This window comes from Saccharospirillum mangrovi (genome assembly GCF_003367315.1).
GTDB classification, from domain to species: domain Bacteria; phylum Pseudomonadota; class Gammaproteobacteria; order Pseudomonadales; family Natronospirillaceae; genus Saccharospirillum; species Saccharospirillum mangrovi.
In genome coordinates, this window is record NZ_CP031415.1 from 1,243,695 (window position 1) to 1,264,818 (window position 21,124).

Consider the following 21,124-nt stretch of genomic DNA (forward strand, 5'->3'; position numbering starts at 1 on the left):
CCCGGCCGGTGTCAGGCCGCTAGGCGCGAGGGTTGCGGGTGGTAGGCGCGACGGAAAACGGCGTCGTCGACGCGATGGCCGCGGTGACAGGCTTGCTGCCACAAAGCGACCGCCTCGTCGCTGTTCAGCAATGGCAACGGGCCGTCGGCGTGAAAACGCGCATTAAGCGCAGCCAGCGCCGTTGCATAGCCCCAGTTCAGGCTCAGCTCGCGATGTGGATCGGCCAGAAAACAGCGTTGGCTGGCGAGACCGCGAATGCGGCAGGCCAGATCCGGCCATTGGGCAATGTAGTCGTCCCAGACGTGTTGATGTTGGCGGGCCGTCATACCGAACGGGCCGAAGCGGTTGTCGCTGCGGCGCGGTCGTTCCGCCTGCGCCACGGCATCCAACCAGGCGGGCAGGCCGGCATCCGGCAATTGTGCGCATTGCAATGCAGGCTCAATAACGGCTTGTTTCAGATCGAGACAATACGGATTCATAACGGACACCTCTCTAGCTCGAGCTCAGCCTGATACGGTTGGACTGAACTCGGCCTGAATCATCTCCGGCGCACCTATCTGGGTTAGCGGCCGCCATTTTCAAGGCTGTAGCGATTAATCGACAGGCAGTGACTGCCGCTGGGTCAGGAGGTGTGGCAGTTCGTCTGTCAGCAAGGCATCGACCTGAATCGCCAGGCGGGGTTCGTTCATCGCACGCGGATAGAGCGGCGCTGAACGGTCATCGCACAGATGTTGCCAGGGGCCGGTGGTGTGCAGAAAACGCCGTGCGAAGGCGTCGCCGTAACTCAGACAACCGTTGAGGATGACGTCGAGATAGCTTTGCAGAATGGGGGCCTCGGGCTGTGGTGTGGCGCTGGAATCGCCGACGTAGGACCACAGGGGTAATTCGATGGGCAACGGCTGGCTGTCGAGCGAGCGTACGGCGGACCAGTCGATGCGGTGTCGGTCGTAGCCGCGTTCGCGTTCATCAAAGCGGGCCAGATTGGCGTCGTCGACCACAAAAACCACGCCGTTGCAGTGGCTGTTGGGGTTCAGATGCGCGCCGACAGCGGTGCCGCGATAGTCCGGCACCTGCACTGACCAGCGCCGCTCGATGCCGGCGATTTCTACCGCCAGCGCCGGCCCACCCACGCCGGTGCGGCGTCGGCTGTCGGCGCAAATCAGGCTGCCGTAACCAAAGATCGCCTGCATCGGTTACAGCATTCGACTGGCGTTGACGATCAGCCAGACCGCGAACAGCAACAACAAAGCGCCGATCACGGCTCGGGTTGCCGGGCGTCGCAACCAGCCGTTCAACTGTTGGCTGAAGGCGCCGGTCGCCAGCATGGCGGGCAACGTGCCAACGCCAAAGGCGAGCATCAGCGCGCCGCTGCGAACCGCATCGGCTTGCGTCGCTGCGTAACCGAGTGCGGTATAGACCAGCCCGCACGGCAATAAACCCCACACCAGCCCGACCGGATACGCCTGTAACGGGTGCCGCAGCGGCAGCCAGCGCCGGGCCAGTGGCTGCAACCGTCGCCACAGCGGCAGGGCGAGTTTTTCCAGTTGGGTGATCCAGGGTTTGATGTTCAGGTAGTAGAGCGCGATCAGTACCAGCACCACCGCCGCCAGCAAGCGCAGCACCGGCGTGGCGCCGGGTGGCAGCCAATGCAGGCCGGCGCCGATCAGCAAACCTAAGAACCCGTAAGTGGAAATGCGGCCCAGGTTGTAGATCAGTAAGGTGCCGACACCGCGGCTGTGCAAACCCAGCGCGAGGGTGACACCGCCGCACATGCCCAGGCAGTGGCCGGCCGAGATCAAACCGATCAGCGCCGCTGAGAGCAGATCAGCGGTCACGTTTGGATTTGTGGTCGTTGGGAATCATGTCGTCATCGTCATCAAAGAGGATGCGATGAGCCGGGCTGTCCAGGTCGTCGTATTGACCGGAGCGGACGGTCCACCAGAACAGGCCGCCGCCGATCAACAACAGCAGGGCCGATACGGGCAGTAATAAACGCAGAATATCCATGGTTCAGTTCAAACGTCTCAGTCGCAAAGCATTAAGCACAACCAGCAGCGAACTGGCTGACATACCGATGGCCGCTTGCCAGGGCGTTACCCAGCCCAGCGCCGCCAGCGGCAAAGCGACGCCATTGTACACCAGCGCCCACCACAGATTCTGGCGAATGACGCGCCGCGTTTTGCGGGCGGCGCGAATGGCCGAGGCCAGCACGGTCAGTTGATCGTTGAGCAGCAGCGCATCGGACGCCTGTTTGGCGAGGTCGGTGCCGGACGCCAGCGCGATCGACACCGGCGCGCCCGCAAGCACCGGGGCGTCGTTGATGCCGTCGCCGACCATGGCGATGTGGCGGCCATGCGCCTGCTGTTCGTGCAGCCAATTCAGTTTGTCGGCGGCGCTCAAATTGGCGTGGTAGTCGCCGTTCAGCGCCAGGGCCGTCAGGCGGGTATCGGTCTGAGGGTTCGGATCGCCGGTCAAGACGTGGCAGCGCAAGCCCAGTGCCGACAGCTGTTGCAGCGCCGTTGCGGCGGTTGAGCGTATTTCATCGGCCAGTTGAAACCGCGCCAGCGCCACACCATCGCGGCTGAGCCAGAGCGTACCGGGTTGTTGTGCGTCCGCTGGTGATTCGGTCAGCGCAAATTGAGCGGTGCCAAGGCGATAGGCACTTTGCGCATCGCGACCGGACACGCCTGCTGACGGGTGTAAGGTTCGGTCGTCAATCGCAGGCAACGGCAGGCCTTGAGCGGCATCGCGGAAGGCGCGTGCCAACGGATGATCGCTGTCCGCTTCCAGCGCGGCGGCCAGACGCAGAGCGCTGTCGTTGGTCAACCCGGTGTCTTGGGCAGTACGGGTTAATTCGGTTTCGATCAATCGGAACCGGCCTTCGGTCAGGGTGCCGGTTTTGTCGAAGGCGATGTCGGTGATATCGGCCAGCCGTTCTAGCGTGTGGCCGCGCGTCACGATCAAACCTTCTTTAGCCAGGCTTTGTGTGGCTTGCGCCAAAACCGTCGGCGTCGCCAGACTCAAGGCACAGGGGCAGGTGACGACCAGAACGCTGATGACAATCCAGAACGCGCGGTCGGGTTCGATCCACAACCAGGCAAGGCCGATCAAGGCGGTGATCAGCAAGGTCGATAAGACAAAATGGCGCGCGCCACGGTCGGCCAATTCCGCCAGCCGAGGTTTCTCGCTGGACGCCCGTTCCAGCAGTTGCGTCAGTGCCGAGGCGGAGCTGTCGGCGCCGAGCCGTTCGACTTCAATATCCACCGCCTGGCTCAAATTAGTGGTGCCAGCCAGTACGTTGCCGCCGGGAGCTTTCGGCTGCGGCGCGACTTCGCCGGTCAGTCGCGATTCATCAAATTCGCTGGCGCCGTGCACCAGGCGACCGTCGACCGGGCAGAGTTCGCCGGCGCGCACCTGAATCACATCGCCAACGACCAGATCGCGCACGGGTCGTTGTTGGTAGTCGTCGCCGACGCGCACCCGGCAGGTCGGCGGCAACTGGCGTGCCAGAGCATTGCTGGAGGCGTGCACCGAGGTACGGGCGCGGAATTCCAAAAAGCGGCCCAGCACCAGGAAAAAGGTGAACATCGACACCGATTCGAAATAGACCTCGCCCTGGCGCGTGACCGTAGCCCAGACGCTGGCGGCAAAGGCACCGCCAATCGCCAGCGACACCGACACATCCATGCTCAGACTGCGCGATTTCAGCGCTCGCCAGGCAGCGGTGAAATACGGGCCGGCGCCGATAATGACGACGGGCAGCGTGATGAACAGCGAAGTCCAGCGCAGCCAATGCACGTAGGTTGCTTCAATGCTGCCGCTGTACAGCGCCACGGCGTTCATCATCGCCTGCATCATGCCGATGCCCGCAACGCCCAGACGCAGCAGATAGCGGCGGCCGGTTTTTTGCCGCAGCGCTTCTTCGGCGTCGGCCTGATAGGGCTGGGCGCGATAACCGAGTGAGTGCAGCGCCACGAACAAGGTCGATAACGCGGCGTCGCCTGGCTTCCAGCGCAATAACAGGCGGTGCGTGGTCTGGTTGAAACGGGCTTCGGCGACGCCGGCTTGCTGATACAGCCGTTTCTCGATCAGCCAACTGCAGGCGGCGCAACTAACGCCATCGATCATCAGTGTTGCCTGACAGTCGCCGGAATCGAGCCGTTGTACGAATTCGGACTGAACGTCGTCGCGGTCGTAGAGCGCCAGTTGTTCGCGGTCGCGGTCGCTGACCGGGGGCGCGGCGGGGGTTTGGTCGGGGTCGTGAAAGCGGTAGTACTCGCCCAGGCCGGCGTCGAGAATGGTCTGGGCGGCAGCCAGGCAGCCGACGCAGCAGAAGACTTTTGCGTCGCCGCCGACTTCAAGCTGAAAGCGCTCGTCAAACGCCGGCAGGCCGCAATGAAAGCAGGGTTGCGTCATTACAGACGCGGTTGAAGCCTGATGATGCTGCGATCCGGCAGAACCGCTTCGCCGTGCAGACGCCACGGTTCGGCGACACCGACCGGCTCCAGAATCAACTGACGACGCTCGCTGACGGCCTCGGACAACGTGCCCAGATAACGGCCGTCGGGCTGACGCGTCAGTTCAACGCTGACGTCCCAGCTGGCGCGAGTCGGGAAGGCGTAGGTCAGCTTTAAGGTGTCCGGTCGTTCCTTCAATTGACCATCCAGACGCAACTGAACGCGCTCGCCCAAGGTTTGCAGCTGGGCACTCAGATGCTGCTCGGCCGCCCATTGTGATTGGGTGTTGCGCTCGATGACCGACAGGCCGTCTTCGTAATAATTGTCGAGGATGGCGCCGTCGTTGGTCCGAATGGCCACGGGAATAAACCAGGCCCAGGCGGCGACCACGGCGATCAGTGGCGCCAACATGAACCAAACCCAGAATTCCTGAAACCAGCGTTTACCAGTCTGTTTTGCCATAAATACTCCTGAACCGCCGGTTAGAATCGCGCCGGGCCGAAGAAGCGGCTCTCGGCGCTGACTCGTTGCGACGGATCTTCAACCGCTTCGGCGGTGAAATGAATTTCGTTGTTCGGCAACTGCAACTCGTTCGGGTTGATCAGCAGACGCACCGGGAATTCGGCGACGCCGCCGGCTTCGACTTCAACCATCGGCGGTGCAATCAGTTCCAGATCGTCCAGACCATCGACGCTCAAACGGTAGCGATGATCGCGCTCAGACATGTTCATCAAACTGATCTGATAAGAGTTTTCCACCAACCCTTCGGACGTGATGCGGTGCAACTCGCCGCGGCCCCGTTCAATCGACAGATCGAGTGGAACGCGCGTCGCAATCACCCAACTGAACAGGCCGATCATCACCGCCAGCGCCAGGCCGTAACCGATCAGTCGCGGACGCAGAATGCGGCTCGGTTTGCCTTCGAGACTGTTTTCGGTGGTGTAGCGGATCAGGCCGGGTTCGTAGCCCATTTTGTCCATCACTGAATCGCAGGCATCGATGCAGGCGGCGCAACCGATGCATTCGTATTGCAGGCCGTCGCGGATGTCGATGCCGGTCGGGCAGACCTGGACGCAGAGTTCGCAATCGATGCAGTCACCCAGGCCGACTTCACTCGGTTCGATGCCGCGTTTGCGCGCACCGCGCGGCTCGCCCCGGGCTTCGTCGTAACTGACGATCAGGGTGTCCTGATCGAACATCACCGCCTGGAAACGGGCGTAGGGGCACATGTAGATGCACACCTGTTCGCGCAGCCAGCCGGCGTTGCCGTAGGTCGCCAGCGTGAAAAAGGCGATCCAGAAGATGGCCCAGCCACCGACCTGAAACGTCACCAACTGCGGCAGCAGGGTTTTGATCGGCACGAAATAGCCGACGAAGGTCAGCGCGGTCGCTAACGCCACCGCCAGCCACAGCAAATGCTTGGCGGCTTTACGGGCGAATTTTTCCAGCGTCATGGGTTGATCATCGAGCTTGATGCGGGCGTTGCGTTTGCCCTCGGTTTTTTCCTCGATGAACATGAAAATCCAGGTCCAGGCGCTCTGCGGGCAGGTGTAACCACACCAGACGCGACCGGCCAGAACCGTCACCAGAAACAGCGCGAACGCACAGATGATCAACGCCCAGGACAACAGCATGAAATCCTGCGGCCAGAAGGTGATGCCAAGAATGTGAAACTGGCGGGCGGGCAGGTCGAACAGAACTGCCTGGCGGCCGTTCCAGTCGAGCCAAAGGGTGCCGAAGTAAAGCGCAAACAAGGCCGCACCACCGTAAACACGGAGATTGCGGTAGAAACCCTTGATCCGGCGGACGTAGATCTTTTCCCTTTCTTGGTAGAGGTCGACGGTCTTGACGGCGTCGTCCGTGACGTCTTTGACCTGAATTTTATCGGTCATGGCATGTGAAGGTCAGGAATGGTTTGGGAAGGGCAGGCGCGCCCGTCCTTTCCAAGCCAGTCCGGGGCGCGCTGGCACGCGCCCCGTGAGTCGGCTTAAAGCTGACTCAGACTGTAGATGTAACCGGCGACGATGTGCACGCGCTCTTCGCCCAACACATCGGCCCAGGCCGGCATGCGTCCGGAGCGACCGTGTTCGACGGTGTACTGCACAGAATCGCGCAACGATTCACCCGGAATGCGGTACAGCCAGGTGTTGTCGGTCAGGTTAGGTGCACCCAACGCATGGTTGCCGGTGCCATCCTGGCCGTGACAGGCCACACAACTGGCGTTGAACAGGGTCTGGCCCTGACGTGCCAGGCTGGCGTTGACGTCGTCCTGGCCGGACAACTGCATGACGTACTCAGCTACTGCCCGCACACCAGCGGCACCCAAGGCATCACCCCAGGCCGGCATCTGACCATTGCGACCGCCCAGAACGGTGGTCTTGATGGTGTCGCCAGCGCCGCCGTAGAGCCAGTCGTTGTCAGTCAGGTTGGGGAAGCCGTAGCCGCCCGTTGCGGCCTGGCCGTGACACAGCGCGCAGTTGTCTTCGAACAGACGCTGACCCACGCGCATGGCTTGCGGGTTATCTTTCAGGTCTTCGACCGGTACCGACGCCAGGCGCTGATAGATCTCACCATAGCGACGTTCGTGTTCGATCTGATCGTTGGTTAACTGGCCACTGGAGCTCCAGTTCAACAAACCTTTCCAGTTACCCACCGGCATGGCAATCAGATAACCCACCGCAAAGATGATGGTCGCCCAGAACAGGTTGAGCCACCACTTGGGCATGGGGTTATTGAACTCTTCAATGCCATCGAACTGATGGCCGGTGGTTTCGCCAACACCCTCGGAGTCAGGCATGCGTCGGGTAAAGTGAATCAACGCGACGATGCCCACCAGGAAAATGGTGGTGATACCGATAATGTAGAAACTCCAAAAGCTACTCATCGTCTTTCCTCTTTCTTGTCCGAGGCAGCATCCATTTTTTCGTCGAGCTCGGCGAACGGCAGGTTGGCGGCGTCGTCAAAACGCGCCTTGCGCTTGCTGGAATAGGCCCAGTACACCACGCCGAAAAAGGCGATCATGGTAAAGACGGTGGCTAAACCGCGCAGCGTATTGATGTCCATGGTGAAACCCCTCAGCGACCGGTCACAACAGTGCCGAGATGTTGCAGATAAGCCACCAACGCATCGATCTCGGTGGTTCCGGCAACGGCTTCCTGAGCACCGGCGATCTGCTCGTCGGTGTACGGAACGCCAACCCGACGCAGCGCCGTCATCTTGGCAGCGGTGTGCTCACCATCCAGCGTCCGTTCGAACAACCACGGGAATGCCGGCATGTTGGATTCCGGAACGACTGAGCGCGGGTTGTACAGGTGCGCTTTGTGCCATTCGTTGCTGTAACGGCCACCGACACGCGCCAGGTCTGGACCGGTGCGCTTGGAGCCCCACAGGAACGGATGCTCGTAGATCATTTCGCCGGCCTGTGAGTAAGGTCCGTAGCGTTCCACTTCAGCACGCAGCGGCCGCACCATCTGGGTGTGGCAGACGTGGCAGCCTTCGCGGATATAGATGTCGCGACCTTCCAATTGAACCGCGGTGTAAGGCTCCAGGCCCTCCACCGGTTTGGTTGTGTCATCGATGCGAAACAGCGGCACGATTTCAACCAGACCGCCAAAGCTGATGGCAATGACGACCAGAAAGGCCATCAAGCCAACGTTCTTTTCAATCTTTTCGTGTTGCATCTTGAATCCTACCTATCAAGCGGCCTGAGGCGCGGTTTCAGCCTGAGTGGCCTGGTCGTTGCGCACAGTGCGCCAGACGTTGTAGGCCATCAGCAGCATGCCGCTCAAGAAGGTGATACCGCCAATCAGGCGCACCACATAACCCGGCCAACTGACTTCGACACCCTGGACGAAGCTGTACATCAGCGAACCGTCGGTGTTGACCGCACGCCACATCAAACCCTGGGCAATGCCGTTAACCCACATAGCGGCGATGTACAGAACGGTACCGATGGTGGCTAACCAGAAATGCACGTTGATCAAGGCAACGCTGTACATCTGGGTCTGGCCGAACAGGCGTGGAATGGTGTGATAGAGCGCGCCGATGGAAATCATCGCCACCCAGCCCAACGCGCCGGAGTGAACGTGGCCGATGGTCCAGTCGGTGTTGTGCGACAGGGCGTTAACCGTCTTGATCGCCATCATCGGGCCTTCAAACGTTGCCATGCCGTAGAACGACAAAGACACCACCAGGAAACGCAGAATCGGATCGGTGCGCAGTTTGTGCCAGGCGCCGCTCATGGTCATCATGCCGTTGATCATGCCGCCCCAGGACGGAACCAGCAGAATCACCGACATCACCATGCCCAGGTTCTGAGCCCAGTCAGGCAGCGCAGAGAAATGCAGATGGTGACCGCCGGCCCACATATAGATGGCGATCAAAGCCCAGAAGTGGACGATGGACAACCGATAGGAATACACCGGACGTTCCGCCTGCTTGGGCACGTAGTAGTACATCATGCCGAGGAAGCCGGCAGTCAGGAAAAAGCCCACCGCGTTGTGGCCGTACCACCACTGAACCATGGCGTCCATGGTGCCGGGGTACACCGAATAAGACTTAAACCAGCTCACCGGAATGGCAATGTTGTTCACCACGTGCAGCACCGCGACGGTCATAATGAACGCCAGATAAAACCAGTTGCCGACGTAAATGTGCGAGGTGCGGCGACGGTGGATGGTGCCGACGAAGACCGCCAGATACGACAACCAGACAACGGCGATCAGGATATCAATCGGCCATTCCAGTTCGGCGTACTCTTTTGTAGAGGTCAGACCCAGCGGCAGGGTAATAACGGCAGAAACAATAACCGCCTGCCATCCCCAAAAGGTGAATTTTGCCAGCCCCTCAAAGGCCAGACGGGCCTGAGTGGTGCGCTGAACGACGTAATAAGACGTTGCGAACAAAGCACAGCCGCCGAACGCAAAAATAACCGCGTTGGTGTGCAGCGGACGCAAGCGACCAAAATGAAAATAAGGACCGAAATTTAACTCTGGAAAGGCCAGCTGAGCAGCGATAATGACACCGACCAACATACCGACAATTCCCCAGACGACGGTCATGATGGCGAATTGACGAACAACGGTATAGTTGTACGTTTCATTCACCTCAGTAGCGGGGCTAGGATGGCTCATGAATCAGCTTCCGAAGGGGCTAGGGGTTAGGAAATAAAGGCGGCGCAAGTATGCTCAGCCCGTCAAGGTTTTGCAAATGACCCAAGTCAATTTAGCTGTCAAAGTTGTCCGTCCGACGTGGCCTGGCGTCGTGTTTTGCCAGAGCCTAGCAAAGGTTTTCGGAGTCTGCCGATTTCCTCAGAAGTGTTAACGAATGTTGCAAATAGCGACGGAAAACACCGATAAATTCCCCTCAATAAAATGATAATAATTATCATTAGATAAAATTCGCAGCGACGCTTGATTGGTCCGAGCGCCTCGTTAGACTGACGCCGCGACCAAAACGGCAAAGAGGGAATGTCGATGCAGTGCATGAAGGCTTGGGTGTATGGCAAGGTTCAGGGCGTTGGATATCGCCTGTTTTGTCGTCGTCGTGCGCGCGAGCTAGGCGTTACCGGCCACGCCATTAACCTGCCGGACGGCCGGGTCGAAGTATTGCTGTGCGGCACCGAAGATGCGCTGTCCAGTATGATTGATGCGCTGCATCAGGGGCCGCACTTCGCGCAGGTTGCCGGAGTTGACGTAGAGCGCATCGCGCTGGGTGGCGCTGAAGTCCCAACTGACTTTGTGACCGGCTGATCACGGCCGCCCAATAACCACCGAACAGCACCGAGCTGCCGGTAGTTAAACCGCCGACAGCCGGGTATAATGCCGGCCCTTTGTGACAACCCTTTAGTAAGTATTTGTCAGTACACGACGACACGTCGGTACATGACTTGTGCAATAAGACAATTCAAGCACCCGATTCAGGAACTCCTATGCGAAGCCATTACTGCGGGGAACTCAACGCTTCCCTGATTGACGAGACCGTGACCATCAGCGGCTGGGTTCACCGCCGCCGCGATCATGGCGGTGTGATCTTCCTCGACGTCCGCGACCGTGCCGGCATTACTCAGGTCGTGTTCGATCCCGATGCACCGGAAAGCTTCAATATTGCGGACCGGGTGCGGTCTGAATACGTCATCGAAGTGACTGGTCGGGTTCGGGCGCGTCCCGAAGGTACCGTCAATGCCAATATGGCGACGGGCGAGATCGAAGTGCTGGGCAAGGAAATCACCGTACTGAACGCCGCCAAAACGCCGCCGTTCCCGCTGGATGAATATTCCGATGTCGGCGAAGACGTGCGTTTGCGTTATCGCTTCATGGATCTGCGTCGTCCGGAAATGCAGCAAAAGCTGGTGTTGCGTTCGCGCATTACGTCCAGCATTCGTCGCCATCTGGAAGAGCAGGGTTTTCTTGATATCGAAACCCCGATTCTGACGCGTGCTACTCCCGAAGGCGCACGTGATTATCTGGTACCGAGCCGTACTCACCCGGGCGAATTTTTCGCATTGCCGCAATCGCCGCAGCTGTTTAAACAGTTGCTGATGGTGTCTGGCTTTGATCGCTATTACCAAATCGCCAAATGTTTCCGCGACGAAGATTTGCGCGCCGACCGTCAGCCGGAATTCACCCAGATTGACATTGAAACCTCGTTCACCGACGAAGACGGCATCATGTCGCTGACCGAAACCATGATCCGTAATCTGTTCAGTGATGTACTCAAGGTTGATTTCGGCGACTTCCCGCGCATGCCGTATTCCGAAGCCATGGAAAAGTACGGCAGCGACAAGCCGGATCTGCGAATTCCGCTGGAGCTGGTCACTGTCAGCGATCTGATGACTGACGTCGATTTCAAAGTTTTCTCCGGCCCGGCAACGGACCCCAAAGGTCGCGTAGCCGCCCTGAAAGTGCCCGGCGGCAGCGAACTGACCCGTAAGCAGATCGACGACTACACCAAGTTCGTCGGCATCTACGGCGCTAAAGGTCTGGCCTACATCAAGGTCAACGACAAGACCAACCTGCCGGACGGCCTGCAGTCGCCGATTGTCAAGTTCATGCCGGAAACCGTACTGGCGCAATTGATGGAACGGCTGGACGCCAACAACGGCGATCTGATTTTCTTCGGTGCCGACAAAGCCAGTGTCGTCAACGATGCGCTGGGTGCGTTGCGCTGCAAAATCGGCGAAGACCTGGACCTCTACACGCGCGACTGGGCGCCGCTGTGGGTGGTCGACTTCCCGATGTTCGAAGAAACCGGCGAAGGTCGCTTGGCCGCGTTGCACCATCCATTTACCGCACCGTCGTGCAGCCCGGATGAACTGAAAGCCAGCCCGGCAACCGCTTTGTCGCGCGCCTACGACATGGTTTTGAATGGCGTCGAACTGGGTGGCGGTTCCATTCGTATTCACAACGAAGACATGCAGCACTCTGTCTTCGAAGTGCTGGGCATCAGCGCTGAGGAACAGGAAGAGAAGTTCGGCTTCCTGTTGTCGGCTCTGCGCTATGGCGCGCCGCCGCACGGTGGTTTGGCGTTCGGTCTGGATCGTCTGGTTATGTTGATGACCGGCGCCGACTCCATTCGTGAAGTCATCGCCTTCCCGAAAACCCAGACAGCAGCCGATTTGCTGACCCAAGCACCGAGCGAAGTCAGCCAGGAACAGCTACGCGAACTGAACCTTCGCATTCGTAAGCCGGCGACCGACGCCTGATTCGGTCGCCCAGGAAAGAGCACGAGGAAACTTAAGCTATGGCAGGTCATAGTAAGTGGGCCAACATCAAACACCGCAAGGCCGCGCAAGACGCCAAGCGGGGTAAGGTCTTCACTAAAATTATTCGTGAGTTGGTGGTCGCTGCCAAAAACGGCGGTCCCAGCCCGGAAGATAACCCGACGTTGCGTTCGGTCATGGACAAAGCCCTGACCGCCAACATGAAAAAAGACACCATCGAAAAAGCCATTGCCCGCGGTGCCGGCAGCGCCGAGGGTGACGACTACGAAGCCATGACCTACGAAGGCTACGGCGCCAGCGGTGTAGCGGTGTACGTCAAGTGTCTGTCCGACAACCGCAACCGGACGGTTTCGGAAGTGCGCCATGCCTTCACCAAGTGCGGCGGCAATTTGGGTACCGATGGTTCGGTGGCCTATTTGTTCAGCAACGCCGGTCAGTTGTTCATCGAAAGCGGTGATGAAGACGCCATTATGGAAGTGGCGTTGGAAGCCGGTGCCGAAGACGTCATCAGCCTTGACGATGGCAGCTTCGAAATTCGCACCGCGCCGGAAGATTTCCTCGACGTGAAAAATGCGCTGGTTGCGGCCGGTCATGAAGTCGAAGGCGAAGTCACTATGATCCCGTCGACCGAAACCGAACTGGATGTCGAAACGGCCGAGAAAGTGCAGCGCCTGATCGACATGCTGGAAGATCTGGACGACGTCCAGGCGGTGTACACCAACGCCGCCTTCCCTGAGGAAGCGGAAGCTTCCTGATGACGACGCGCCCATGGCATTGATCCTTGGTATCGACCCCGGTTCGCGCAAGACCGGGTTTGGCATCATCAATGTCGTGGGTAGCCGCCAGGAGTACGTGACCTCTGGCGTGATTCGTCTGGAATCCTTCGAGACCTTTGCCGAGCGGCTCGATAACCTGTTTCGTTTTCTCACCGAAGTGATTGAGCAATATTCGCCCGGCGAAGCCGCTATTGAACAAGTCTTTATGGGTCGCAGTGCCGATTCAGCGTTGAAGCTGGGTCAGGCGCGCGGTGTTGCCATTCTGGCGGCGACTCAGACGGGTTTAGCCGTCAGTGAATACGCCGCACGAAAAGTCAAACAGGCCGTGGTCGGAAACGGCAACGCCGACAAAGTACAGGTGCAGCACATGGTGCAGCGCATCCTCAAATTGCCGGGTTTGCCGCAAGAAGACGCCGCCGATGCATTGGCCATCGCGCTGTGCCACGCCCACACCAGCGCAGGCCTGGTGCGCGTCGCCGGCAGCCGCCATTCGCGCCGCGGCCGCTGGCTGGATTAACACGCGTTCCATCGACGCTATATAAGGAAGCAAGACATGATCGGTCGTCTGCAAGGCACACTGCTGGAAAATCGCGCACCGGATCTGTTGGTGGATGTCGGTGGCGTTGGTTACGACGTTCAAGCGCCCTTGTCGACCGCGTTCAAGTTGCCGCCGGTCGGCGAAACCGTGGTTCTGCACACCCATCTTGCCATTCGTGAAGACGCCCACCTGTTGTTCGGTTTTGGTACCCGCGAGGAGCGCAGCCTGTTCCGCGCGCTGATCAAAACCAGCGGTGTCGGGCCGAAGCTGGCACTGGCGATTCTCAGTGGCATGGAGCCGGAGCAGTTTGTCCGTTCCGTGCAGCAAAAAGACGCCACCATGCTGGTGAAAGTGCCGGGTGTTGGTAAGAAAACGGCCGAACGGCTGATCGTCGAAATGCACGATCGCATTGTCGATCTGGGCGGTGCCGAGCGTTTGCTGGCAATGCCGATGGCGCCGCAAGCCACTCCGCGTCCGGCCAGCGCCGAAGAGGACGCCGAAAGTGCGTTGATTGCCTTGGGTTACAAGCCGCAACAGGCGTCGCGTGCCATCGCACAAGTGGCCGAGCCTGGCATGGATTCCGAGGCCTTGATCCGTGCTGCCCTCAAGCAGATGATGTAACCCACTTGCCGACCGAACCGACCGTCTCATGATCGAAACCGACCGCTTTATCGCGCCCGAACCGCAAGACGCCCGCGAAGAACAATTCGACCGGGCGATCCGGCCGTTGTCGTTGGCCGAGTACATTGGTCAGGCGGTGGTGCGCGAGAAAATGGAAATTTTCATCAGCGCTGCGCGCATGCGCGAAGAGCCACTCGATCATACCTTGGTATTCGGGCCTCCCGGTCTGGGTAAAACCACTTTGGCGAACATCATCGCCAACGAAATGGGCGTGAACATTAAGACGACGTCCGGCCCGGTCTTGGAAAAAGCCGGTGATCTCGCCGCCATGCTGACCAATCTCGAATCCGGCGATGTGCTGTTTATTGACGAGATTCACCGCCTGTCACCGCAGGTGGAAGAAGTGCTGTATCCGGCGATGGAAGACTACCAGTTGGACATCATGATCGGTGAAGGTCCGGCGGCACGATCCATCAAGCTCGATCTGCCGCCTTTCACCTTGGTCGGCGCGACCACGCGCGCTGGTTTGCTGACGTCGCCACTGCGGGATCGCTTCGGCATCGTCGAACGGCTGGAGTTTTATTCGGTTGCTGAATTGACGGAAATCGTACTGCGCTCAGCAGGTAAGCTGGGTGTGGAAATCGATCGCGAAGGCGCTGGCGAAATCGCGCATCGCTCACGCGGTACACCGCGCATCGCTAACCGCCTGTTGCGTCGGGTACGCGACTACGCCGACGTCAAACATCAGGGCCGCGTCGACCAGCAAATTGCCGACGGTGCGCTCAACCTGCTTAACGTTGATAAAGCCGGTTTCGATCATCTCGACCGACGCATGTTGATCACGCTGATCGAGAAATTTGGCGGCGGTCCGGTTGGCGTGGAAAGCCTGGCGGCGGCCTTGAGTGAAGAGCGTGATACGTTGGAAGATGTGGTCGAACCCTATTTGATTCAGCAGGGTTTCTTAACCCGTACACCGCGTGGCCGGATGGTCACCGACCTGGCATACCGTCACTTCGAATTACCCCGCCCGGAATAGTCCGTTCAACGCCGCGTATTGCCCTGTGCAAAGGGATTGAAAACCCATTTGGGCAAATAGACGCCGTCTAGTATTTGCCAAAAAACTTCTTTAGTCTGGCCCGCTGAAAGTCTCCGAGGATGATGGTAGTGGGCAGTCAAGTTTCAATTTGGGAATTGGTCAGCGAAGCCACCTTGCTGGTGCAGTTTGTGATGCTGATGTTGTTGGCGGCCTCGGTCGCTACCTGGGTATTTATCTTTGAGCGCCGCAAAGTGCTCACCACCGCTTACCATCGTTTTGCCAATTTTGAAGAGCGCTTCTGGTCCGGTATGGACCTGTCGCAACTGTATCGTCAGATCAACGCCAATCCGGACCCGGACAACGGCGGTGAACACATCTTCCGCGCCGGTTTCAAAGAATTCAGTCGGCTGCGCCAGCAGCAGGTCACCGACGCCGATGCCATCATGGCCGGCTGCCAGCGTGCCATGCGCGTTGCCGTCAGCAAGGAAATGGAAAAGCTCGATCAGCACTTGCCGTTTTTGGCGACTGTGGGTTCGACCAGCCCTTATGTCGGCTTGTTCGGTACCGTCTGGGGCATCATGAATTCCTTCCGTGGTTTGGCTTCGGTCAGTCAGGTAACGTTATCGACGGTTGCACCCGGCATTTCCGAAGCCCTGATCGCGACTGCCATGGGTCTGTTTGCTGCCATCCCGGCGGTTATTGCATACAACCGTTTCTCGGCCCGATCCGATAAGTTAGTGGCGAACTACGAAACCTTTGCTGAAGAGTTTGCGGCCATTCTGCATCGCCAAACGCATTTGCTGGCCGGCCAGGGCCGCAAGCAGGAAATTGCTGAATGAGTAGCCTGGTCCGCAAACGGCGCAAGCCCATGTCCGAGATCAACGTGGTGCCTTATATCGACGTCATGTTGGTATTGCTGATCATCTTTATGGTCACGGCGCCGATGATGATGCAAGGCGTGGAAGTGGATGTGCCCCAGGTTGAGTCCGGCCCGTTGGAGCGTGATGAAAATCAGGAGTACCTGATTGTTGCCATCGACGCCCAGGGCCAGGTTTATGTTGAACGCGGCGAAGAAGCGCCCGAAGTTGTTGAGCCGTCGGGCGTTGGACAGTATGTCTCCAGAGTGTTGGGCCAACAGCCCAGCTTGCAGGTGTACATTCGTGGCGACACCAACATTACCTACGGTCGTGTAATGCAGGTCATGTCGAATTTGCAGGCGGCCGGCGTCGAGTCGGTCGGGCTGATTACCGAGGCGCCGGATGAGCAATAAGTGGCGCTTGAGTCGAGCCCATTTGGCACTACCAGCGGTTCAGGCCGTTGGCCTGCATCTGTTATTGGCGTCGCTGGTGTTGGTTGGATTCAGTGTGACTCATCCAGCACCGGAGCGGTTTGAACTGCCGCCGACGCTGACCGCCAATTTGACGATGGAACCCAAGCCGCAGCCCGTCCGTGAAGAACGGCCGGTGCCGCGTGCGCAACAACCTGCGCCAGCGCAGCCTAAACCACAGCCAAGACCTGAGCCGCAACCTCAGCCCGCGCCGCAACCAAAACCGGCACCAACACCACAACCAACGCCGCAGCCACAACCCGCTGCACCGGTCGCGCAGCCCAAACCTCAACCGGCTCCGACACCGGCGCCGCAACCAACTACGCCAGCTCCGGCTCAGCAGCAACCGATCAATACGGCAGATGTATTCGATGACATGCTGGCGGGTTTGGACGACGAGGATTCACAACTGGAACGTCAGCAGGAAGAGTTGGCGGCGGCACAGGCGCAGATTGAAAAAGACGCGCAAGTAACGGCAACTTATTCTGATTTGATTTCACAACAAATAATGCGGGCCTGGAACCGGCCAATGGAATTACAACTGATGGATCTGACTGGCCGTGAAACGGTCGTTCAGGTTTCACTGTTGCCGACGGGCGAGTTGCTGTCCGCGGAGATTCTTTCCAGCAGTGGTATTGCTGCGTTGGATCAGTCTGCCATTCGAGCGGTGCAGCGTGTTCGTCGATACCAGGTTCCGGAAGATTCCATTTTGTTTAATCGGAATTTTCGATCCTTCCGCTTTCGCTTTAAACCAGAGGACTTGATGAAGTGAGAATTCAACGCCGCCTTGCCATCTTGGTACTGGCTCTGGTGACCTTGTTGTCCGCCGTTCTGGTTCAGGCTGAAGATCTTGAAATTGTAGTTACCCGTGGCTACGACGCTCGGACGAAAGTTGCCGTCGTACCGTTTTTTTGGGGCGGCTCTGAAGCCTTGCCGGAAGATGTGGACGCCATCATTCGGGCGAATTTAAGTCGAACCGGACGCTTTGAACTGCTGCCAGCCCGTGAAATGCTCAGTCAGCCCACTTCGCAAGAGGGCGTGTTCTACCGGGACTGGCGTTTGCTGGAACAGGAATACCTGGTCATTGGTCGGCTGGAGCCGGCTGGGGGCGGACAAATACGCGTCAGTTTCTCGCTATTCGATATCGTTCAGGGTCGCCGTTTGGTTGGCGGCAACCAAACGGTCGCTGTTTCTCAGCTAAGGGATTTGGCACATTCCATTTCGGACCTGATTCATGAACGCATTACCGGCATTAAAGGTATCTTTTCAACCAAGATCGCGTTTGTAACTCGACTGCCAACCAGCAATGGAAACTTTGAATACCGATTGCAGGTGGCTGATGCCGACGGCCAGCGTGCCCGTACGGTTTATCGCTCTGATGAACCGATTATTTCTCCTGCCTGGTCGCGTGACGGTCGTCGAATCGCCTTTGCGAATAAAGTGGGCGATCGTTGGAAAGTATTTGTACAAGAATTGTCGTCGGGTCAATCCGATACATTATCCGGTCGAAGCGGTTATACCAGTTCTCCAGCGTTTTCACCGGATGGGCGTTATTTGGCTTATGTTTCCAGTACGGAGGGTAATCCGGAAATATATCTTTATGATTTTTCCACTGGCCGCAGTACACGTTTAACACGTAATACCTATATTGATACTGAACCGAGTTTTGCACCCGATTCTCGGTCTTTGATCTATACCTCTGAAAGAGGAGGCAGACCACAAATTTATCAAATGGACCTTGCCACTAAGCGCATTGAGCGCTTAACCTTTGAGGGTAGTCAAAACCTGAAAGCCCAATACAGCAGCGACGGGCAATACCTAGTCTTTATTCATCAATTGGAAGGCAGGTTTCACGTTGCAGCAATGGATCTGGCATCACGAAATATTCGAGTGCTGACAGAAACCAACCTGGATGAGTCTCCCAGTATTGCGCCTAACGGCACTATGCTGGTCTATGCGACGAAGAGAGGGGGTGAGGGGGTTTTGGCCTGGGTGTCCCTGGATGGGCAGGTCACAAGCCAGATGCCATCGATATACGGCGACGTTATCGAGCCGGCCTGGTCTCCCTACTTGAACTAGGGTCATTTGCAGGGCAATATGCCAATAAGGGCAAATTGGTCTGTAAATAACCAATAAAACGACATATAACCGATGGGATAAAGGAAAATGGCTAAATCCAAACTGATTCAAGCTGCTGCTATTACTTTCGCTGTATTCCTGGCGGGCTGTGCCTCTACTTCAGAGACAGGGTCTGCAGGTGAAGCCTCTTCTACCACTGGAACCGGAACTGTAGCGCAGGACGAAGAACTGACACTCGACACAACTGAGTCCACACAAAGTGTTACTAGCGAGTTCCAAGCGCTGTTGGATCAGACCATTGTCTACTTCGATTTTGACAAGTCAGAAATCCGCACTGAATTCCGCACCGTTCTCAACGCTCATGCGATGAACCTGGTTGCTAACCCGAACATGTCTGTCGTTCTGGAAGGCCACGCTGATGAACGCGGTACTCGTGAATACAACTTGGCTCTGGGTGAGCGTCGTGCGCAAGCCGTTGCTGATTATCTGATGCTGAAAGGCGCTGCGGCCAGCCAGATCGATACTGTTAGCTATGGTGAAGAACGTCCGGTTGCACTGGGCAGCACTGAAGCTGACTACGCTGAAAACCGTCGTGTAGAGATTGTTTACCAGTAATTCCATGCTGAAAAAACAAGCGTTAATTTACAGTGCTGCCCTCTTGGGCAGCACTTTTGTTTTTATAGGATCACTTTCGGCCGAGCCTGCCATTGTTGAGTCGCAACCAGATGGGGCGACAGGCAATACACGGCTGGGGACATTGAGTGGCCCTGATTCCTCATCCAGATCAACCGGAGCCGGACCATCGGCGGCTTTTGTTGAGAACTTGATGTTTCAAGTACAGGATTTGCAGCAGCAGGTGGCTGAACAAAGAGGCTTGATCGAAGAGTTAAGCTATCAGCTAGATGTGATGCGCGAACAACAACGCGAGCGCTATATCGATTTGGATCAGCGCATTCTGACGTTGCAGCAAACGCCCAGTTCGGGCGCGGCCACTGTAGAAGCCGACCCTGTTGAATCTCTTGGCCCGGATGCGGTGAGCGATGAAGACATTCTGGCGGAATATAATGCTGCCCGAGATCACATACGGGCACGTGAGTTCCCGCAAGCCATCGCTGCATTACGGGCTTTTGCGGAAAATCACCCCGACCATTCCCTGACACCGAATGCCTGGTATTGGTTAGGCGAAGTACAGCTAGCCAGTCGCCAGATTGATGAAGCTCGTATGGCCTTCCAGAGAGTTGTTGAGCAATTCCCCGACAACGCCAAAGTGCCAGATTCGCTCTACAAGTTGGGTATCATTGCTCAACAAACCGGGAATACCGATCAGGCACGTCAGTTGTTTGAGCGAGTGATTCTGGACTATCCCGATAGCCAAAGTGCTCAACTCGCCCAGGCCCGGCTAAACTCCAATTAGGTCAGTGTCCGCTCCGGTCATACTTCAATTTATCCAGAGATTTGCCCATGACGAAAAAAGCCGTGGTACTCCTGTCCGGTGGCCTCGACTCAACCACCGTTTTAGCGCATGCCAAAGCGGAAGGGTATGACACCTACGCACTTAGCTTCAATTATGGCCAGCGCCATGACGCTGAGTTGGATGCTGCCAAGCGGATTGCCTCGGCGATGGGTGTTATTGAGCACAAAGTTGTGCCGATCGACCTGGCCAGCTTGGGTGGTTCGGCATTAACGGACCATAGTATTGACGTGCCAACTGAAGCCAGCGAAGGCATTCCGGTCACCTATGTCCCGGCGCGGAATACGGTGTTTCTATCGATTGCCCTGGGTTGGGCCGAGGTGCTCGAAGCGCAGAACATCTTTATTGGTGTCAGTGCCGTCGATTATTCGGGATATCCAGATTGTCGCCCGGAATACATTGAGGCCTATGAGCGCCTTGCCAACTTGGCTACCCGTATGGGCGTTGAAGGGCGGACGATTAAAATTCACACCCCGCTCATCGAACTCAGCAAGGCTGAAACGGTCCAGCTGGGCAGTCGTTTGGGTGTGGACTACAGTCTGACGGTCAGTTGTTATCAGGCAAATGAGGCGGGTGAGGCCTGTGGCCGATGTGACTCCTGTCGCTTGCGACAGAAAGGGTTCGCTGAGGCGGGTTTGGCTGACCCTACGCGATACCAGGGTTGAACCGCGTTCGGGGCTTGAGGCAAAGCCCTTTTAGATCAAAGGCTTGGCCGCAAAAAAAGACAGTGCCGGGGTTGCGTCTCCACTAAAAATACATATTATATGCGCCTCGTTTGGGTCGTTAGCTCAGTTGGTAGAGCAGTTGGCTTTTAACCAATTGGTCGCAGGTTCGAATCCTGCACGACCCACCACCTTGTTTCGCATACGGTCCTGAGGCGAAACAGTGAGCATTAGCTCAAGGGTATGTAATCGGGCCAGCTACCAAGGGTCGTTAGCTCAGTTGGTAGAGCAGTTGGCTTTTAACCAATTGGTCGCAGGTTCGAATCCTGCACGACCCACCATATTTTAGAAAAGGAGAGCCCGGCTCTCCTTTTTTTATGCATGCCTGTCACCCATTGTGCTGCTGATCAATCACCCCCATCTTGCGGACAACTGGG

General features: G+C 57.7%; 24 protein-coding genes and 2 tRNA genes. 15 read left to right on the plus strand and 11 right to left on the minus strand.

What is annotated here, in order from left to right; genetic code table 11:
• Positions 1 to 11: 11 nt before the first annotated feature.
• The 11 genes from DW349_RS05945 to ccoN all read right to left on the minus strand — a co-directional run bounded on the left by DW349_RS05945 (position 12) and on the right by ccoN (position 9,589).
• Positions 12 to 479 carry a hypothetical protein gene (locus tag DW349_RS05945; protein ID WP_108124842.1) on the minus strand — a complete coding sequence of 156 codons (468 nt, stop codon included), beginning with the start codon at positions 477 to 479 and terminating at the stop codon, positions 12 to 14.
• 114 nt (positions 480 to 593) lie between these two features.
• Positions 594 to 1,190 carry a gamma-glutamylcyclotransferase family protein gene (locus DW349_RS05950; RefSeq protein WP_108124841.1) on the minus strand — a complete coding sequence of 199 codons (597 nt, stop codon included), beginning with the start codon at positions 1,188 to 1,190 and terminating at the stop codon, positions 594 to 596.
• A 3-nt stretch (positions 1,191 to 1,193) separates the two neighbouring features.
• Positions 1,194 to 1,835, minus strand: coding sequence for a sulfite exporter TauE/SafE family protein (locus DW349_RS05955; protein WP_108124840.1), 642 nt, complete (start codon positions 1,833 to 1,835; stop codon positions 1,194 to 1,196).
• Entirely contained in the window at positions 1,825 to 2,007 is a 183-nt protein-coding gene (gene ccoS, locus DW349_RS05960; protein ID WP_108124839.1) for a cbb3-type cytochrome oxidase assembly protein CcoS, read from the minus strand. Before ccoS ends, DW349_RS05955 begins: the two co-directional genes overlap by 11 nt.
• Before the next feature lie 3 nt (positions 2,008 to 2,010).
• The gene (locus DW349_RS05965; protein ID WP_108124838.1) at positions 2,011 to 4,416 is read right to left on the minus strand and encodes a heavy metal translocating P-type ATPase; all 2,406 of its coding nucleotides are present in this window, start codon (positions 4,414 to 4,416) and stop codon (positions 2,011 to 2,013) included.
• Complete coding sequence (locus DW349_RS05970) at positions 4,416 to 4,919, minus strand: FixH family protein (protein ID WP_108124837.1); 504 nt, start codon at positions 4,917 to 4,919, stop codon at positions 4,416 to 4,418. Before DW349_RS05970 ends, DW349_RS05965 begins: the two co-directional genes overlap by 1 nt.
• 20 nt (positions 4,920 to 4,939) lie before the next feature.
• Positions 4,940 to 6,349, minus strand: coding sequence for a cytochrome c oxidase accessory protein CcoG (ccoG, locus tag DW349_RS05975; protein WP_108124836.1), 1,410 nt, complete (start codon positions 6,347 to 6,349; stop codon positions 4,940 to 4,942).
• A 95-nt stretch (positions 6,350 to 6,444) separates the two neighbouring features.
• Complete coding sequence (gene ccoP, locus DW349_RS05980) at positions 6,445 to 7,341, minus strand: cytochrome-c oxidase, cbb3-type subunit III (protein ID WP_108124835.1); 897 nt, start codon at positions 7,339 to 7,341, stop codon at positions 6,445 to 6,447.
• Positions 7,338 to 7,520: a cbb3-type cytochrome oxidase subunit 3 gene (locus tag DW349_RS05985; RefSeq protein WP_108124834.1), complete on the minus strand. Its 183-nt coding sequence runs from the start codon at positions 7,518 to 7,520 to the stop codon at positions 7,338 to 7,340. Before DW349_RS05985 ends, ccoP begins: the two co-directional genes overlap by 4 nt.
• An 11-nt stretch (positions 7,521 to 7,531) precedes the next feature.
• The gene (ccoO, locus tag DW349_RS05990; RefSeq protein WP_108124833.1) at positions 7,532 to 8,137 is read right to left on the minus strand and encodes a cytochrome-c oxidase, cbb3-type subunit II; all 606 of its coding nucleotides are present in this window, start codon (positions 8,135 to 8,137) and stop codon (positions 7,532 to 7,534) included.
• Between the two features lie 15 nt (positions 8,138 to 8,152).
• Entirely contained in the window at positions 8,153 to 9,589 is a 1,437-nt protein-coding gene (ccoN, locus tag DW349_RS05995) for a cytochrome-c oxidase, cbb3-type subunit I (protein WP_108124832.1), read from the minus strand.
• A gap of 342 nt (positions 9,590 to 9,931) precedes the next feature.
• Here ccoN and DW349_RS06000 point away from each other — a divergent pair, with 342 nt between their 5' ends.
• The 15 genes from DW349_RS06000 (at position 9,932) to DW349_RS06070 (ending at position 21,028) form a co-directional block, all read left to right on the plus strand.
• Positions 9,932 to 10,207 carry an acylphosphatase gene (locus DW349_RS06000; protein ID WP_306418313.1) on the plus strand — a complete coding sequence of 92 codons (276 nt, stop codon included), beginning with the start codon at positions 9,932 to 9,934 and terminating at the stop codon, positions 10,205 to 10,207.
• A 179-nt stretch (positions 10,208 to 10,386) separates the two neighbouring features.
• Positions 10,387 to 12,159, plus strand: coding sequence for an aspartate--tRNA ligase (aspS, locus tag DW349_RS06005; RefSeq protein ID WP_108124830.1), 1,773 nt, complete (start codon positions 10,387 to 10,389; stop codon positions 12,157 to 12,159).
• A 38-nt stretch (positions 12,160 to 12,197) separates the two neighbouring features.
• Complete coding sequence (locus DW349_RS06010) at positions 12,198 to 12,932, plus strand: YebC/PmpR family DNA-binding transcriptional regulator (protein WP_108124829.1); 735 nt, start codon at positions 12,198 to 12,200, stop codon at positions 12,930 to 12,932.
• A gap of 13 nt (positions 12,933 to 12,945) precedes the next feature.
• On the plus strand, positions 12,946 to 13,470 hold the full coding sequence (gene ruvC, locus DW349_RS06015) for a crossover junction endodeoxyribonuclease RuvC (protein ID WP_108124828.1): 525 nt from the start codon (positions 12,946 to 12,948) through the stop codon (positions 13,468 to 13,470).
• Between the two features lie 36 nt (positions 13,471 to 13,506).
• A complete protein-coding gene (gene ruvA, locus DW349_RS06020) occupies positions 13,507 to 14,112 on the plus strand; it encodes a Holliday junction branch migration protein RuvA (protein ID WP_108124827.1) in 606 nt (201 codons plus the stop codon).
• A gap of 28 nt (positions 14,113 to 14,140) precedes the next feature.
• Positions 14,141 to 15,148 (plus strand): Holliday junction branch migration DNA helicase RuvB, encoded by a 1,008-nt coding sequence (gene ruvB, locus DW349_RS06025; protein ID WP_108124826.1) that lies wholly within the window; start codon positions 14,141 to 14,143, stop codon positions 15,146 to 15,148.
• Positions 15,149 to 15,276: 128 nt separating this feature from the next.
• Positions 15,277 to 15,987: a protein TolQ gene (gene tolQ, locus DW349_RS06030; protein ID WP_232819282.1), complete on the plus strand. Its 711-nt coding sequence runs from the start codon at positions 15,277 to 15,279 to the stop codon at positions 15,985 to 15,987.
• A complete protein-coding gene (tolR, locus tag DW349_RS06035; RefSeq protein WP_108124824.1) occupies positions 15,984 to 16,418 on the plus strand; it encodes a protein TolR in 435 nt (144 codons plus the stop codon). The genes tolQ and tolR overlap by 4 nt, the downstream gene beginning before the upstream one ends.
• 64 nt (positions 16,419 to 16,482) lie before the next feature.
• Positions 16,483 to 17,247 carry a TonB family protein gene (locus DW349_RS17340; RefSeq protein ID WP_157954288.1) on the plus strand — a complete coding sequence of 255 codons (765 nt, stop codon included), beginning with the start codon at positions 16,483 to 16,485 and terminating at the stop codon, positions 17,245 to 17,247.
• On the plus strand, positions 17,244 to 18,554 hold the full coding sequence (gene tolB, locus DW349_RS06045) for a Tol-Pal system beta propeller repeat protein TolB (RefSeq protein WP_108124822.1): 1,311 nt from the start codon (positions 17,244 to 17,246) through the stop codon (positions 18,552 to 18,554). Before DW349_RS17340 ends, tolB begins: the two co-directional genes overlap by 4 nt.
• 87 nt (positions 18,555 to 18,641) lie before the next feature.
• Complete coding sequence (gene pal, locus DW349_RS06050) at positions 18,642 to 19,169, plus strand: peptidoglycan-associated lipoprotein Pal (RefSeq protein WP_108124821.1); 528 nt, start codon at positions 18,642 to 18,644, stop codon at positions 19,167 to 19,169.
• A gap of 4 nt (positions 19,170 to 19,173) precedes the next feature.
• The gene (gene ybgF, locus DW349_RS06055) at positions 19,174 to 19,968 is read left to right on the plus strand and encodes a tol-pal system protein YbgF (protein ID WP_108124820.1); all 795 of its coding nucleotides are present in this window, start codon (positions 19,174 to 19,176) and stop codon (positions 19,966 to 19,968) included.
• Between the two features lie 47 nt (positions 19,969 to 20,015).
• Positions 20,016 to 20,690, plus strand: a complete 675-nt coding sequence (gene queC, locus DW349_RS06060) for a 7-cyano-7-deazaguanine synthase QueC (RefSeq protein ID WP_108124819.1) — start codon at positions 20,016 to 20,018, stop codon at positions 20,688 to 20,690.
• Positions 20,691 to 20,802: 112 nt separating this feature from the next.
• Positions 20,803 to 20,878, plus strand: a tRNA-Lys gene (locus tag DW349_RS06065).
• Positions 20,879 to 20,952: 74 nt separating this feature from the next.
• Positions 20,953 to 21,028: transfer RNA gene (locus tag DW349_RS06070), tRNA-Lys, on the plus strand.
• Positions 21,029 to 21,124: the final 96 nt, after the last annotated feature.